Origin of the sequence: Dokdonia sp. R78006 (genome assembly GCF_042466145.1) — a bacterium.
Lineage (GTDB): Bacteria > Bacteroidota > Bacteroidia > Flavobacteriales > Flavobacteriaceae > Dokdonia.
Map to the genome: position 1 here is coordinate 2317254 of NZ_JAXHBU010000001.1, position 18485 is coordinate 2335738.

Sequence of the window (18485 nt, forward strand, 5' to 3'; positions counted from 1 at the left end):
GGAATAATTTAAAATATAGACTAGATATAAATCAAGACGCAGCTGTAGCGTGAATTGCAGTATTGAAGGAATATGCTGTTGTATTATAATTGTCTATGCTTCCATGTTTTAATAGTAAATAAATAATAACATAGTTATGCTTCTTAAAGTAAATGGGAGACAGCTTTCGCGAAAGCGTAAAAAACCACATTGCCAATAATCTGTAAAGGCATTCTCGCATCTGTCTTGTAAAAAGTATCTTTGCACCCACTAAAGAAGATTATGAAATACGCTGAAAATATATTAGGAACGATAGGAGACACTCCTATGGTAAAAATGAACGCACTTGTAAAAGACCTTCCTTGTCTTGTGCTAGCAAAATATGAAACTTTTAATCCTGGAAATTCTGTAAAAGACCGTATGGCGTTACAGATGGTAGAAGATGCAGAGGCTGCAGGGATTCTTAAACCTGGAGGGACTATTATAGAAGGTACTTCTGGTAATACGGGAATGGGTCTTGCCCTTGCTGCTATTATTAAAGGGTATAAAATGATCTGTGTAATATCAGACAAGCAGTCTAAAGAGAAGATGGATATCTTGCGTGCCGTAGGTAGTGAGGTGGTAGTATGTCCTACAAATGTAGAGCCAGATGATCCAAGATCTTATTACTCTACATCAAAAAGACTTGCCGAAGAAACACCAAATAGCTGGTATGTAAACCAGTATGATAATCCTTCTAACTGTAAGGCACACTTTAATAGCACAGGACCAGAAATCTGGGATCAAACAGATGGAAAGGTAACGCACTTTGTGGTAGGTGTAGGAACAGGAGGTACCATCTCTGGGGTAGGAAGCTATCTTAAAATGAAAAACCCAAATGTAAAAGTATGGGGAATTGATACGTATGGATCTGTATTTAAAAAATATAAGGAGACAGGTATTTTTGACGAGAATGAGATTTACCCGTATATCACAGAGGGAATTGGGGAAGATATATTACCACTTAATGTAAACTTTAGCATCATCGATGGTTTTACAAAGGTGACAGATAAGGATGCTGCAGTATACACAAGACGCCTTGCCAAAGAGGAAGGGATGTTCTTAGGGAATTCGGCTGGATCTGCTATCAAAGGGTTGTTACAGCTTAATGAGGAAGGAAAATTTGGTCCAGATGATGTCGTTGTAGTACTCTTCCACGATCATGGAAGCCGTTACGTAGGTAAGATGTTTAATGACGACTGGATGCGTGAGCGCGGTTTCTTAGACCAAGAATATAAAGTAGCAAGCGATTTGATCCAGAATCATATAGATAAACCACTTGTGACTGTAAAGACAGAGGAGCTTGTATCACACGCGATAGAGCGCATGCGTGATTATAAAATCTCACAAATCCCTGTAGAAGATGTGACAGGTATTGTAGGTTCTGTAGATGAGGGAGACCTTTTTAGAGCATATATGGAGAATAACGATGTGGCAGATTTACCTATCAAGGATGTAATGGGAGCAGCATATCCTATTGTGCAGAAAAATGCTACCGTAGCAGAGGTGTCAAAACTTATCTCAAAAGAGAATAATGCCGTCTTAGTAGATCTAGGAGAGGGTAAACATCATATTATTACAAAGCATGATATTATTAATGCGATGTAATTAAATAGTACTTTTTAGAAAAAAACGCGGGACGTAGTCTCGCGTTTTTTTTGTGCGCTATTGTAATGTTATTCTTATTTGTAAGCAGCGTATTTTGTTAGTAATCAGAAAGATGTATTTTAGCTTTGAGAAATAAGCTCTTATGCAAGAAGACTTTTTACATTACTTATGGAAATTTAAGAAGTACGCTTTCGCGAAAGCAGAAACAACCACAGGATTACCCATTACATTAATCAACGTAGGACAACATAATCATCTCGCCGGTCCAGACTTTTTTAATACTACACTTATAATAGGTGATCAAAAGTGGGCTGGAAACGTAGAAATACACTTAAAATCTTCAGATTGGTATGCGCATAATCATGAGGTAGATGCTGCTTATGACAATGTGATTCTCCATGTAGTGTGGGAGCATGATGTAGAGATTTACAGAAAAGACAACACTGCCATCCCAACCTTAGTACTCAAAGATCTAGTTGCCGAAAAATCATTGCATAATTATAAGGAGCTCTTTAATAATCAGTCACAACAATGGATTAATTGTGAGAATAGCATAAGAGAGGTGCCAGAGATGATACAAAGCAACTGGCTGGAACGTCTCTATTTTGAACGCTTAACGCGAAAAACGGAGCACATCACACCTATTCTTAACAAGGTAGATGGTGACTGGGAAGCGGCACTTTTTGTGTTGCTCATGCGCAGTTTTGGCACTAAGGTAAATGCAAATGCCTTTCAATCCATCGCCGAAAAACTTGACTTTTCTATCGTGCGTAAATGCGCTCAAGAACCCTTTAGGCTAGAAGCATTATTATTAGGCATGGGCGGGTTATTACCAGAAAACACCATAGACTCATACCCGATGCAATTACAAGGAGAGTTTGAGTTTATTTCTCATAAATCTCAGATAGTTAGCGATGGTTTATTGCCGGTACAATTTTATAAACTAAGGCCAGATAATTTTCCAACAATACGACTGTCACAAGTGGCGCAGCTCTATCATAAACACCTGAATTTGTTCCAAAAACTGATGTCTACATCTACTGTTGCTGAGTTATACGCCCTGCTTGATGTTAAAGCTTCTCAGTTTTGGGATACACACTATTCTTTTGGGAAAGACCAGAAAAAACGTGCTAAGAAGCTATCGTCTTCATTTATAGATATTATCATCATAAATGCAATTATACCATTACGGTTTTCTTATAATCAATACCTAGGGAAAGATGAGAGTGAGGTGCTGCTGTCTATGATGCACGCCATCAAACCCGAAAGTAATAGTATTATCAATAAATATAACAGCATAAGAGATCGAGCAAAGAATGCTCAAGAAACCCAAGCGTTATTAGAATTAAAAGCCAACTACTGTGATCTCAATAAATGCCTGTCATGTGCCGTTGGTAATTATTTAATTAAGCATTAAGATGTAAATTTCGTTTAAGAAACCTAAAAAGGTGTGCTCATTAAAATGAACACACCTTTTTTTAAAATAACTATACTCTGCTAGAGATTATGAGTATTTGAAATGTCTATGCAAAAGTTATTTCTAATAGATTTAGCTAATTAATATTGGCTTAAAATAAGCTTATTTTAAGCTGTTATTTAAAATTTGTGATGCAACTAGCTGTCTTTTGTTGCAAAATGCTTTTAAACGTCTTTAAATTAGTTTTTGCTAAAAATCCAGTTTTAAAACCCTTAGTCTTTAAATTCACTTACATAGTGCATTTTTACAGATGGATACTTCTGTTGCGTCATCTGTAATGTAAAAGGAGAATCTGCTAGAAAAACGAGTTGGCCTCTTTTGTCTTTTGCCATAAAACGTTGCTTTACTCGTAAGAATTCTTTGAACTCTTCGCTTTTTGGATCTTCTGGGTCTACCCAGCAAGCTTTTGATACACTCAAAGGTTCGTAGGTACACTTAGCCCCATATTCATGTTCAAGACGGTATTGTATTACTTCATATTGTAATGCTCCTACAGTACCTATTACTTTACGACCGTTAAGTTCTAGCGTGAATAATTGAGCTACACCTTCGTCCATAAGTTGGTCAATACCTTTTGCAAGCTGTTTAGATTTCATCGGGTCTGCATTATTGATGTATCTAAAGTGCTCAGGAGAGAACGCAGGTATACCTTTATAATGCAGCTCCTCACCAGAAGTAAGTGTATCGCCTATTTTAAAGTTACCTGTATCGTGTAGTCCCACAATATCACCTGGATATGAGATATCTACAATCTCCTTGCGCTCTGCAAAAAATGCGTTAGGACTAGAAAACTTAAGGTTTTTCTTGTGTCTTACGTGTAAATATGGCTTGTTACGCTCAAAAACACCAGAGACTATTTTTATAAATGCAAGCCTGTCTCTGTGCTTAGGATCCATGTTCGCGTGAATCTTAAATACAAAACCAGAAAAGTCTTTTTCGTCAGGTTGTACTAGTCGTTCTTCACTCTTTTTTGGTCGTGGTGGTGGAGCAATTTTTACAAAACAATCTAGTAATTCTCTTACTCCAAAATTATTTAAGGCAGAACCAAAAAATACAGGTTGTTGCTTTCCATCAAGATAATCCTGCTGATTAAAAGCTGGATACACTCCTTGTACTAGCTCTATCTCTTCTCTAAGATTATCGGCAGCTTTAGGGCCTACGAGCTTATCAAGTACTTCATCTTGAAGGTTTGAGATTTTGATAGTTTCCTCGATATTTTTTCTACTATCTCCACTAAAGAGGTTAACATTTTTCTCCCAAAGGTTGTAAATTCCTTTAAAGTCATATCCCATACCAATAGGGAAACTTAAAGGAGTAACAGATAGGTGTAATTTTTCTTCAATTTCATCTAGTAATTCAAAAGCGTCTTTACCCTCACGATCCAGTTTGTTTACAAAAACAATCATTGGGATGTTGCGCATTCTACATACTTCCACGAGTTTTTCTGTCTGTGGCTCCACGCCTTTTGCAACATCTACTACCACGATAACACTATCTACAGCAGTTAATGTTCTAAACGTATCTTCGGCAAAATCCTTGTGACCAGGAGTATCAAGGATGTTTATTTTAATGCCATTATATTCAAAAGCAAGAACAGAAGTGGCTACAGAAATACCACGCTGACGTTCTATTTCCATAAAGTCACTTGTTGCTCCTTTTTTAATTTTATTAGATTTTACAGCCCCAGCTTCTTGAATTGCTCCTCCAAAAAGGAGTAATTTTTCAGTAAGTGTTGTCTTTCCTGCATCTGGGTGAGATACAATTCCAAACGTTCGGCGACGGGCTATTTCTTTTTTAAAACTCATAGAATTCACTAATATTTTAGAATGTAAAGATACTATATAGTGTTAAAGAAAAAGAAGTATATTTGAAAGCTACTTTAAGGGGTATTTTGGCTGTGTTTAGGTCGGTTTTATGCACTTTCGCGAAAGCGGACTTGATTTTATATTAGTCGTTTTTTTAATGATAATAGTTAGAACATATTACGTAGAAGATTGATTTTTGTGTAGTTTGTCGATGATAATAAGTAGCATAACTAATACATTGAAAAGTAAAAATGTAGATGTAATATTCGCTTTATATTTGAATACCCAACTTATTGATATAGTATAAATTGCATTGTAATGATTTACAACTGTGCTTTATACCTTTGTTTATTGTATTTGGGTTTTTCTGAGGTTTCCTTGTCTGGAGCCTAGTTCTCAAATATTTTAATAATTAAGTTGCATCATCCTGTTAAGAGGTGTTGGGTTTTGGGTTTTTAATTTTAGAATTAAAGTTATTAGTCGTGTTGAGTTAGTGGACGTCTTTTAAAGAGGCAGAAGTTAGTTTTATAATAAATGATAATATGGTAAAAAAATTACAAATAACTAGTGTTACTAAAAATACGGTAAGAGTCTTTGCTCTTGCAGGTAGCTTTGTGAAAACTAGGTTTGATCTAGGTGCAAAGATGGTTTTAGCCATTGTATGTGTCTTTGGTTTTAATTTTACTGCACTTTCTCAAAATGGAGGAATGCCTGCAAATTTTGAGATTGATGGTGGGGTGTATTCTGGAACTATAGGTGCTGGAATTGATGATTGGTTCCAAGGTTCTTCAGGATTTGGTTTGATAGATACAAGTGACGCAGCTGCCTACTTAAATATTACACAGGGTAACTTAAATCAGCCATTTGTAGTAGGATCCAACTTCAATCAATATGAAGTTATAAATGGTTCTCTTTTGTATGAAGCTATATTTATAAGAGATTATGTTAACCTAAACAGTATAGGTGGTGGTCTTGATCGTACAACATTTGGTGGAGGTCAAAAAAATGCTGATAACCCTGTAACTGCTTGGTCTTTTAATAGTTCATCAGTAGGGGAGAAAAATGACATTGTTGATTCATATATTCACTTGAGAAGAGGTGGTAATAGCATAGATAGCAGTTTATGGATTGATCTTGGAGTGAGTTGTATGTCTAGTTCTGGAAATCACTTTATAGATTTTGAATTATTTAAATCCCAAATTGAAGTTGCAGGAAATGGCTTTGTAAACTCTGGTCCGGATCAAGGGCATACTTCTTGGGTGTTTGATGCCGCCGGTAATGTTATAAGTACTGGGGATATAGTCATAGGTTTTAGTTATACTAGCGAGACCGTTAATGAAGTTCTTGCTAGAATTTGGGTAAAGAGAACAGATTTTTCAAATATTAATCCTGTTAATTTTGACTGGGGTGTAAATTTTGATGGTGACTGGAATGGTTATGGCTATGCAGAGGTTGTTATACCAGATGGTTTAACAATTTTTGAAGATTTAAGTGGAGCTTCAACACCTGCGCCACCGTGGGGTACCTTTAATGATAATACAAATAGTCCTTTTTCTACAGTATATACTAGTGGGAATCTCGCAGAACTAGGAGTTGATCTTACCGCTTTAGGTGTTGATCCTAGGCTTGCTAAGGGAGGAGATGCTTGTGAGTCGCCATGGACAAAAGTTATAGTTAAATCTAGAACATCAACCTCTTTTACTTCACAATTAAAAGATTTTTCTGGTCCTTATGATTTCTTAGAGCCTCCTGTTTTTGATACATCTATCAAAGATCCGGGTATTTTTAATTGTAAGGCATCATTAGAGCTATCTCCAGAAAATCCAAATGATAGTGCTTATTTTACTTGGACTACTACCGATGGTGAGTTCATAGACGGTACTATGTCTGCATCTGGTGCTATTGTTGAAATCGTGAAACCAGGTTTTTATACATTAAGTGCTTCTCCTTTTCCAGGTTGTGAGGCTACAAGTACTACTATCTATGTAGATGGCGGCCCTTGTGCAGAAGATGATACGAGAACAGTTTTCTTTGATTTGCCTTTAAATATAGATGTTGTTGCAAATGATGACTATGGAAATAATGGTCCTTCATTAACTGAGCCAATTATTATTACTCAAAACCCATCTAATGGTGTTGTTGAGATTAATGATAACAATACTCCGGATGATCTCTCTGATGATACTATTATCTATACACCTAATCCAGGTTACACAGGTTTTGATCAGTTTAATTATAAGATTATAGATGCTAATGGCCACGAAAGTGAGACTACAGTATATCTTTCAGTATCTGATGTATTTATCGTTCCTCCAGGAGAAAGAGGGTGTGATTGTGCTCCTTTTTATGAAAACTCAAACTTTGCAAATCCTACGTTAATAGGGGGAGCTGCTTTGTCAGAAGGTGCCAAATATAGATTTCCAAATATTTTTCCAAATAACGTTCATGGAACAAGTATAGATGCAATTGTTGAGATTGTTGCGTTTATAAATGGTGCGACTTTATTAGATATAGATGTTGCAAATGAAGGTCTCCCAAGAGCCTTTCAGCCGAAAATAAATAGTACAAATAATGGTGATCAGAGTGTGAAATTTGATATTTCATTTGTTGCTTCTGGAACAATGACGCCCGTAGATATTTCTTTCTTCGGAAGTCCTTTTGATATTGACGGTGATAGCAGGGTTACAAGAGAGTATGCAGAATTAAGTCTTCCTGATTCATATTATACATCTGGTAATACCTTAATAGAGATTATAGATACAGGAGAATCAATAAGGGGTACAGCTATAAATCCTATAACTGCACCAGGAGGCGCTATTTCTCAAGATCCTAGGTTTACATTTAGTAACTATTGGGAAGGGAAAAATAAGCTTTCATATACTATAGGTAAGCAAAACGGAAATTTTGATAGATTCTATGCTCTCGTGTTGGATAATGCAGAGTATGTAAATCCAGAGTCTACTATACTCTCTGCTCCAGTTATTTGTGGAAATGTGTCAGATGAAGGAGGGGATCCTCTAACTAACGTAGAAGTAGATATTATTGGTTCAGACGGTAGTACAGGAACTGTAGCTACAGATATTAATGGTGATTATAGATATGCAACATCGATACCTTCTGCAATGGTAGATGTTACATATGTGGTTATAGAAAATGATAATTCGGGATATGTTTCAATATCTGATGTTGATGGGGCGAATGACAATAGAATAACTCGTGTTATAAACTTGATGTCCACATGTGGAAATGATTTTGTAGATGATGGAAGACCGGACGCAGTTGATGACTCAACTTCAGTACTCCCATTAGAAACAGTTACTATAGATGTGCTGTTAAATGATACTTTTGGACCAGATTTAGCAGCTACGGGTGCAATTATAATTACAACGCAGCCTTCACAGGGTACAGCAGTAGTTAATACTAATGGAACTCCAAATGATCCAACAGATGATTTTATAGAGTTTACCGCGCCATTAATTGATGCTACTGATCTCCAGTTTGCTTATCAAATTTGTGACAGCGATAATGATTGTGATGTTGCAACCGTAACTGTTACAGTTAATCCTCTAATTGATACAATAGCTGTTGATGATATTGAAAATACCTTTATCAACACTACTGTAGTTGGTAATGTATTAACAAATGATTTTGATGCTCAAGGTGATATTCAAAGTGTAAGCTCACTAGTTGTTACAACAGTACAAGGTATAACTGTAAATATTGATGCAAGTGGTTCTTATTCGTATACACCACCTGCTGACTTTATTGGAGAGGATAGCTTCATGTATACGGTGTGTGATAACGGCAATCCTCAAGCTTGTGATACAGCTACAGTTTTTATAGAAGTACTTCCTATTCCTACAAGTAAGAATGATCCACCAGTAGCAAATGCTGATACTGGAGTAACAGAAATCAACACGCCTGTTGAAGGAAGTGTACTTTCTAACGATTTTGATCCAGACGGAGATCCAATTACGGTGACTGCAAATACAGATCCATCCAATGGAGTTTTAGTAATGAATCCTGATGGAACTTATGAGTACACACCAAACACTGATTTTGTAGGAGAGGATACTTTTACATACACAATTTGTGATAATGGTAATCCAGCTGCTTGTGATACAGCAACAGTTACTATTCAAGTAATCCCTGACTTTGCAAACATTACAGTAGCAAATGATGATGCTTACCTTGGAACTATCGATACAGATATCTTAGGAAATGTATTAGATAACGATACGGATCCAGAAGGGGATGCTCAAACAGCATCTTTAGCAACAGACCCATCAAATGGAAGTGTTGTTTTAAATGCAGATGGTACGTTCACTTATACACCTGATTCAGGTTATACAGGGCCAGATGAGTTTACTTACACAGTAACTGATGCTCAAGGAGCGAAAGATACTGCTACGGTTTCATTAGTGATAGCACCTGTTAGTAATACAACAACAGCTATTGATGATATCAATAATACATATGTAAATACTGCTGTAACTGGTAATGTATTAACGAATGATGATGATGCAGAAGGAGATATACAGACAGTAAGTTCAAATACAGATCCATCTAATGGAGTATTAGTAATGAATACTGATGGAACTTACGAGTATACACCAAACACTGATTTTGTTGGAGAAGATACCTTCACATACACAGTTTGTGATGATGGTAACCCTCAAGCTTGTGATACAGCTATTGTTTACTTAGAAGTATTACCAGAGCCTACAAGTAAGAATGATCCACCAGTAGCAAATGCTGATACTGGAGTAACAGAAATCAACACACCTGTAGAAGGAAGTGTGCTTTCTAATGATTTTGATCCAGACGGAGATCCAATTACGGTGACTGCAAATACAGATCCATCTAATGGAGTATTAGTAATGAATCCTGATGGAACTTACGAGTACACACCAAACACTGATTTTGTAGGAGAGGATACTTTCACATATACTATATGTGATAACGGTAGTCCAGCTGCTTGTGATACTGCAACGGTTACTATTCAAGTAATCCCTGATACTGCAAACATTACAGTAGCAAATGATGATGCTTACCTTGGAACTATCGATACAGATATCTTAGGAAATGTATTAGATAACGATACGGATCCAGAAGGAGATGCTCAAACAGCATCTTTAGCAACAGCACCATCAAACGGAAGTGTTGTTTTAAATGCAGATGGTACTTTTACTTACACACCTGATTCAGGTTATACTGGACCAGATGAGTTTACTTACACAGTAACTGATGCTCAAGGAGCGACAGATACTGCTACGGTTTCATTAGTGATAGCACCTGTTAGTAATACAACAACAGCTATTGATGATATCAACGATACGTTCGTAAATACTACTGTAACTGGTAATGTATTAACGAATGATGATGATGCAGAAGGAGATATACAGACAGTAAGTTCAAATACAGATCCATCTAATGGAGTATTAGTAATGAATCCTGATGGAACTTACGAGTATACACCAAATACTGATTTTGTAGGAGAGGATACCTTTACGTACACAGTTTGTGATGATGGTAACCCTCAAGCTTGTGATACAGCTATTGTTTACTTAGAAGTATTACCAGAGCCTACAAGTAAGAATGATCCACCAGTAGCAAATGCTGATACTGGAGTAACAGAAATCAACACACCTGTTGAAGGAAGTGTACTTTCTAATGACTTTGATCCAGACGGAGATCCAATTACGGTGACTGCAAATACAGATCCATCTAATGGAGTATTAGTAATGAATCCTGATGGAACTTACGAGTACACACCAAACACTGATTTTGTAGGAGAGGATACTTTCACATATACTATATGTGATAACGGTAGTCCAGCTGCTTGTGATACTGCAACGGTTACTATTCAAGTAATCCCTGATACTGCAAACATTACAGTAGCAAATGATGATGCTTACCTTGGAACTATCGATACAGATATCTTAGGAAATGTATTAGATAACGATACGGATCCAGAAGGAGATGCTCAAACAGCATCTTTAGCAACAGCACCATCAAACGGAAGTGTTATTTTAAATGCAGATGGTACGTTCACTTATACACCTGATTCAGGTTATACTGGACCAGATGAGTTTACTTACACAGTAACTGATGCTCAAGGAGCGACAGATACTGCTACGGTTTCATTAGTGATAGCACCTGTTAGTAATACAACAACAGCTATTGATGATATCAACGATACGTTCGTAAATACTGCTGTAACTGGTAATGTATTAACGAATGATGATGATGCAGAAGGAGATATACAGACAGTAAGTTCAAATACAGATCCATCTAATGGAGTATTAGTAATGAATCCTGATGGAACTTACGAGTATACACCAAATACTGATTTTGTAGGAGAAGATACCTTTACATACACAGTTTGTGATGATGGTAACCCTCAAGCTTGTGATACAGCTATTGTTTACTTAGAAGTATTACCAGAGCCTACAAGTAAGAATGATCCACCAGTAGCAAATGCTGATACTGGAGTAACAGAAATCAACACACCTGTTGAGGGAAGTGTACTTTCTAATGACTTTGATCCAGACGGAGATCCAATTACGGTGACTGCAAATACAGATCCATCTAATGGAGTATTAGTAATGAATCCTGATGGAACTTACGAGTACACACCAAACACTGATTTTGTAGGAGAGGATACTTTCACATATACTATATGTGATAACGGTAGTCCAGCTGCTTGTGATACTGCAACGGTTACTATTCAAGTAATCCCTGATACTGCAAACATTACAGTAGCAAATGATGATGCTTACCTTGGAACTATCGATACAGATATCTTAGGAAATGTATTAGATAACGATACGGATCCAGAAGGAGATGCTCAAACAGCATCTTTAGCAACAGCACCATCAAACGGAAGTGTTGTTTTAAATGCAGATGGTACTTTTACTTATACACCTGATTCAGGTTATACTGGACCAGATGAGTTTACTTACACAGTAACTGATGCTCAAGGAGCGACAGATACTGCTACGGTTTCATTAGTGATAGCACCTGTTAGTAATACAACAACAGCTATTGATGATATCAACGATACGTTCGTAAATACTGCTGTAACTGGTAATGTATTAACGAATGATGATGATGCAGAAGGAGATATACAGACAGTAAGTTCAAATACAGATCCATCTAATGGAGTATTAGTAATGAATCCTGATGGAACTTACGAGTATACACCAAATACTGATTTTGTAGGAGAAGATACCTTTACATACACAGTTTGTGATGATGGTAACCCTCAAGCTTGTGATACAGCTATTGTTTACTTAGAAGTATTACCAGAGCCTACAAGTAAGAATGATCCACCAGTAGCAAATGCTGATACTGGAGTAACAGAAATCAACACACCTGTAGAAGGAAGTGTGCTTTCTAATGATTTTGATCCAGACGGAGATCCAATTACGGTGACTGCAAATACAGATCCATCTAATGGAGTATTAGTAATGAATCCTGATGGAACTTACGAGTACACACCAAACACTGATTTTGTAGGAGAGGATACTTTCACATATACTATATGTGATAACGGTAGTCCAGCTGCTTGTGATACTGCAACGGTTACTATTCAAGTAATCCCTGATACTGCAAACATTACAGTAGCAAATGATGATGCTTACCTTGGAACTATCGATACAGATATCTTAGGAAATGTATTAGATAACGATACGGATCCAGAAGGAGATGCTCAAACAGCATCTTTAGCAACAGCACCATCAAACGGAAGTGTTGTTTTAAATGCAGATGGTACGTTCACTTATACACCTGATTCAGGTTATACTGGACCAGATGAGTTTACTTACACAGTAACTGATGCTCAAGGAGCGACAGATACTGCTACGGTTTCATTAGTGATAGCACCTGTTAGTAATACAACAACAGCTATTGATGATATCAACGATACGTTCGTAAATACTGCTGTAACTGGTAATGTATTAACGAATGATGATGATGCAGAAGGAGATATACAGACAGTAAGTTCAAATACAGATCCATCTAATGGAGTATTAGTAATGAATCCTGATGGAACTTACGAGTATACACCAAATACTGATTTTGTAGGAGAAGATACCTTTACATACACAGTTTGTGATGATGGTAACCCTCAAGCTTGTGATACAGCTATTGTTTACTTAGAAGTATTACCAGAGCCTACAAGTAAGAATGATCCACCAGTAGCAAATGCTGATACTGGAGTAACAGAAATCAACACACCTGTTGAGGGAAGTGTACTTTCTAATGACTTTGATCCAGACGGAGATCCAATTACGGTGACTGCAAATACAGATCCATCTAATGGAGTATTAGTAATGAATCCTGATGGAACTTACGAGTACACACCAAACACTGATTTTGTAGGAGAGGATACTTTCACATATACTATATGTGATAACGGTAGTCCAGCTGCTTGTGATACTGCAACGGTTACTATTCAAGTAATCCCTGATACTGCAAACATTACAGTAGCAAATGATGATGCTTACCTTGGAACTATCGATACAGATATCTTAGGAAATGTATTAGATAACGATACGGATCCAGAAGGAGATGCTCAAACAGCATCTTTAGCAACAGCACCATCAAACGGAAGTGTTATTTTAAATGCAGATGGTACGTTCACTTATACACCTGATTCAGGTTATACTGGACCAGATGAGTTTACTTACACAGTAACTGATGCTCAAGGAGCGACAGATACTGCTACGGTTTCATTAGTGATAGCACCTGTAAGTAATACAACCACAGCGATTGATGACATTAATAATACGTTTGTAAATACTGCTGTAACTGGTAATGTATTAACGAATGATGATGATGCAGAAGGAGATACACAAACAGTAAGTTCAAATACAGATCCATCTAATGGAGTATTAGTAATGAATCCTGATGGAACTTACCAGTACACACCAAATACTGATTTTGTAGGAGAGGATACCTTTACATACACAGTTTGTGATGATGGTAACCCTCAAGCTTGTGATACAGCTAATGTTTACTTAGAAGTATTACCAATAAGTGGACCTAATAACGAGGCTCCTGTTGCGAATGCTGATTCAGGTATTACAGAAGTAAATACACCGTTAACAGGTAATGTTTTACCTAATGATTTTGATCCAGATGGAGATCCACTTATAGTTACTGGAAATACAAATCCATCTAATGGATTGGTATTATTACTGCCTAACGGGTCTTTTATTTATACTCCAAACGCTGATTTTGTTGGAGAGGATACTTTCACATATACTATATGTGATAATTCTAGTCCAGCTGCGTGTGACACAGCAACGGTTACTATTCAAGTAATTCCTGATGTTGCAAATATTACCGTAGCAAATGATGATGCTTATAATGGTATTTCAAATGCTGATATTTTAGGAAATGTATTAGATAATGATACGGACCCTGAGGGAGATGCTCAGACAACATTGTTAATATCTGATCCTGCAAATGGGACAGTAGTTTTAAATGACGATGGTACTTTCACATATACGTCTAATTTAGATTATGTAGGTCCAGATTCCTTTGTATATCAGGTGACGGACACTCAAGGTGCAACTGATACTGCAACTGTGTATCTTACAGTAGGTATGCAATTAATTCCAGATTATGGGCCAACATTGTTTACTGGAGTTACTACTATTGTAGGTAATACTGGAGTTATTGATTTCAGAGTGCTAGTGGCTGAATTTGCAGGTCAGAATTCTAATGGTGTTACACCAGTAGAACTTAGGATAGTCAAAAGTGATGACTTATTAATAACATTTGATCCTGCGAGTGTGTTGGTTAACGGCTTTCCTGTGTCAAACACCGATTGGCTGTTTGATAATTCTAGTCCTACGCTTTATAAATTCATATATATTGGGAATAACGGTATCTTTCCAGCAAATAGCGCGTCAATGATCGGTTTAAATGCTGTTTATTTACCACTTATTAGCACAGAAGGAGAGTTTCCTTTACAAGTTACAGTCAAATTTAACTCTGGAGGTGAAACCAATAATTCTAATAATAATGATGTTGACTTTATCGAATTCGATAATGACATACTCGATGATAACGATTAATATAAGATTTTCAAGAATTTACAATCTCAACAACCTTAAATACCTACAATGAAAAAAATTCTACTTTCACTCATTTTTACCGTCCTATGTACGTTAGTTGCGTATGGTCAGACCGTAACAGTAACTGGAGCAAATATTACTCCAGATCCTCTTGATGGTATATCCTTAAATGGAGAGGGTATAGGTACATTTACTTTCACAGAAAATGATGGTGTAGCAGCTCCTGCTTCAGCATTTGGAATGCCTAATGTTACAATTAGTATTAGTTTACAATATGTAGAATTAACTGATGCTAATGTGGCGGGGATAACAGGAACTGTGCTTTCTTATTTTACAGTTAGTTATGACGCTGGGAATAATGTTCTAGTTTTTCAACAATCATCTGAAATTCCTGCTAGTTTTTCAGGAAATATTTCTATGCCATTAACTGTCACTCAAAACTCAACTGAGAATCAGAGTTTTAATGGATTTAACGTGAATATAGCAGCAATTGATGGTCCAACTGATGCTCCTGGAAGTACAGCATTCTTTACACATACTAGAGGTGTTTTAGCAGATGTAGATATAACTGATACTTCTTTTCCTGGGGACACTTTGGATCTATCTGTGTCAGATGCTGATTTGAATGAAGATCCTTCAGTTGCAGAAACTGTCAACGTGATTGTGAAAAATGATATTACAGGTGAATCAGAGGTGATTATACTAACAGAGACAGGTCCAAATACAGGTGTATTTACAGGAACTGTCGATACTATATATGGAGTATCTGCAGGTGCGAATAATGATGGGATAATTAATACTCAAGTTGGTGATACAGTTACTGTTTTCTATAATGATCAATTAGATGAGAATGGAACTCTAACTGTATTGACCGATATCGATAATGTATTGGGTGGAGTAACTGGAATTGTCAATATAACTGATACTTCAGTTCCTGGTGATACTTTGGATGTGGTTGTTACAGATGGAGATCTTAATGAAAATCCTGCTGTAGCTGAAACTTTGAATGTAGTCGTTGTAAATGACGAGACTGGTGAATCTGAAGTTGTAACTTTAACTGAAACTGGACCTGATACAGGTGTTTTTGCAGGTACGGTTGATACCGTTTATGGAACAGTTGCTGGAGCTGATAATGATGGGACTTTTAACACACAAGCAGGAGATTCGGTAACTGTTACTTATGATGATGAGCTTGATGATGTCGGTAGCAATCCAGGGCCAATCACAGACACAGATCTAGTTCTTGGTGGGGTTACTGGTGAAATTACTATAACAGATACTTCAATACCTGGGGATACTTTAGAAGTTGTTGTAACTGATAATGATTTGAATCTAGATGTCAATAGTATAGATACAATTGATGTGGTTGTTATAAATGATCAAACTGGTGAAACTGAAATAATTACTCTTACAGAGTCTGGTGTTGATACTGGAATATTTGAAGGTACAGTGGATACTGTGTTTGGTGATATTGCTGGTGCAAACGGTGATGGAATATTGAATACTCAAGCTGGAAATACTGTAACCGTAATCTACGATGATGAGCTTGATAATACAGGTAATAATCCTACTCCGATAACAGATACTGATGATGTAATTGGTGGAGTTACTGGTGAAGTAACTATTACTGAAACATCAATACCAGGAGATACGCTGAATATCGTTGTAACTGATAATGATTTAAATCAGGATATTAATAATATAGAAACGATTGAGGTAATTGTCGTGAACGATGAAACTGGCGAATCTGAATTAGTTACTCTAACAGAAACAGGTGCTGATACGGGAATATTTGAAGGTACTGTTGATACCGTATTTGGTGATAATGCTGGTACAGATAACGATGGGGTTTTCAACACTCAAGCTGGAGATACTGTAATGGTAACTTATGATGATGAGTTAGATACTTTAGGTAATGATCCAACAGCTCTTTCAGATACAGACACCGTAATCGGAGGAGTAACAGGTAAGGTTGAAATAACAGAAACGTCAATACCAGGAGATACATTAAATATTATTGTAACTGATAATGATTTGAATCTAGACATTACTAGTGTAGACTCAATTGATGTCGTTGTTATAAACGATCAAACTGGTGAAACAGAAACAATCACTTTGACAGAGACAGGAGTTGATACAGGTGTGTTTGAAGGAACTGTTAATACCGTATTTGGTGATATTGCTGGTACAGATAACGATGGGATTTTCAACACTCAAGCTGGTGATACCGTAACTGTAACTTATGATGATGAATTAGATAGCAATGGTAATAATCCAGATCCAATTACTGATACCGATAATGTACTAGGAGGGGTTACTGGAGTTGTAGATATTACTGATACATCAGTTCCAGGGGATACACTGGATATATCTGTTACTGATAATGATTTGAATGAAGATATTACTGCAATCGAAACTATAGAAGTTATTGTTATTAATGATAATACTGGAGAGTCTGAAATAATTACTTTGACTGAAACAGGTGCTGACACAGGTGTATTTGAAGGTACTGTAGAAACAGTGTCAGGTATAATTGCTGGAACAGATAATGATGGAGTATTTAATACACAAGCTGGTGATACAATAACTGTAACTTATGATGATGTATTAGATGTAACTGGAAGTAATCCTTCTCCTGTTTCAGATGTTGATACTGTCCTTGGTGGGGTGACTGGTACTGTAGATATAACAAATCTTTCAATTCCAGGAGATACATTAGATATTGTAGTTACAGATAATGATTTAAATGAAGATCCACTTACAATAGAAACTATTGAGGTTGTTATTGTAAATGATGTCACAGGTGAGTCTGAAACTATTACATTAACCGAAACTGGGATTGATACAGGAGTCTTTACAGGGGCTGTGGATACAGAGTACGGTGTAACAGCCGGTACGGACAATGATGGTATATTCAATACTCAGTCTGGAGATACTGTTACTGTAACTTATGATGATGAATTTGATGCAATAGGTTCAGATCCAGACGCAATAACGGATACAAATACCGTGGGTAATTTGCCAGATTTTGGTCCAGTGATTTTCACCGGGACGACAACTGTCGCGGGTGATTCTGGTAATGTTGACTTTAGAGTTTTTGTAGCTGAATATAATGATAGACAATCTAATGGTACTGATGCTGTAGAGTTGAGAATACCTAAAAACTCTGCATTTATTCTTACCTATGATTCAAGCCTCACGACAATAAATGGAGCGCCGGTTAGTAATGCTGATTGGATATTTGATGACTCTAGTCCAGTATTGTATAAATTCACATATGTTGGTAATGGAGGTGTTTTTGAAGGTTTGACGGCATCTATAGTTGGTATTAATGCTGTCTATAATCCATCACCAAATACGAACGGTATATTCCCGATTCAGGCAACTGTGCGCTATTTTTCAGGCGGAGAGGTTAATAACTCAAATAATGATGATTTTGACTACATAGAGTATAACAATAACTAGTAGTTGAAAATATCCTTATTATTT

The 18485-nt window shown here is 36.7% G+C and carries 5 protein-coding genes; 4 read left to right on the forward strand and 1 reads right to left on the reverse strand.

All coding sequences use genetic code 11. The annotated features are described in order from the left end of the window. Positions 1-261 precede the first annotated feature (261 nt). Together SJY37_RS10395 and SJY37_RS10400 are read left to right on the forward strand one after the other, a co-directional pair. The gene (locus tag SJY37_RS10395; protein ID WP_298325516.1) at positions 262-1626 is read left to right on the forward strand and encodes a pyridoxal-phosphate dependent enzyme; all 1365 of its coding nucleotides are present in this window, start codon (positions 262-264) and stop codon (positions 1624-1626) included. Positions 1627-1768: 142 nt separating this feature from the next. Continuing rightward, entirely contained in the window at positions 1769-3043 is a 1275-nt protein-coding gene (locus SJY37_RS10400; protein ID WP_298325513.1) for a DUF2851 family protein, read from the forward strand. A 272-nt stretch (positions 3044-3315) separates the two neighbouring features. On the opposite strand, the gene SJY37_RS10405 is transcribed toward SJY37_RS10400, so the two are convergent. Further along, the gene (locus SJY37_RS10405; RefSeq protein ID WP_298325510.1) at positions 3316-4908 is read right to left on the reverse strand and encodes a peptide chain release factor 3; all 1593 of its coding nucleotides are present in this window, start codon (positions 4906-4908) and stop codon (positions 3316-3318) included. A gap of 542 nt (positions 4909-5450) precedes the next feature. Here SJY37_RS10405 and SJY37_RS10410 point away from each other — a divergent pair. Then, a complete protein-coding gene (locus SJY37_RS10410) occupies positions 5451-14996 on the forward strand; it encodes an Ig-like domain-containing protein (protein ID WP_379953047.1) in 9546 nt (3181 codons plus the stop codon). 48 nt (positions 14997-15044) lie between these two features. Continuing rightward, positions 15045-18461 (forward strand): hypothetical protein, encoded by a 3417-nt coding sequence (locus SJY37_RS10415; RefSeq protein ID WP_298323881.1) that lies wholly within the window; start codon positions 15045-15047, stop codon positions 18459-18461. Positions 18462-18485 lie beyond the last annotated feature (24 nt).

Coding starts and splice junctions, on each gene's coding strand:
- SJY37_RS10400 (WP_298325513.1), top strand. CDS start 1,769: ATGCAAGAAGACTTTTTACATTACTTATGGAAATTTAAGAAGTACGCT.
- SJY37_RS10410 (WP_379953047.1), top strand. CDS start 5,451: ATGGTAAAAAAATTACAAATAACTAGTGTTACTAAAAATACGGTAAGA.
- SJY37_RS10395 (WP_298325516.1), top strand. CDS start 262: ATGAAATACGCTGAAAATATATTAGGAACGATAGGAGACACTCCTATG.
- SJY37_RS10415 (WP_298323881.1), top strand. CDS start 15,045: ATGAAAAAAATTCTACTTTCACTCATTTTTACCGTCCTATGTACGTTA.
- SJY37_RS10405 (WP_298325510.1), bottom strand. CDS start 4,908: ATGAGTTTTAAAAAAGAAATAGCCCGTCGCCGAACGTTTGGAATTGTA.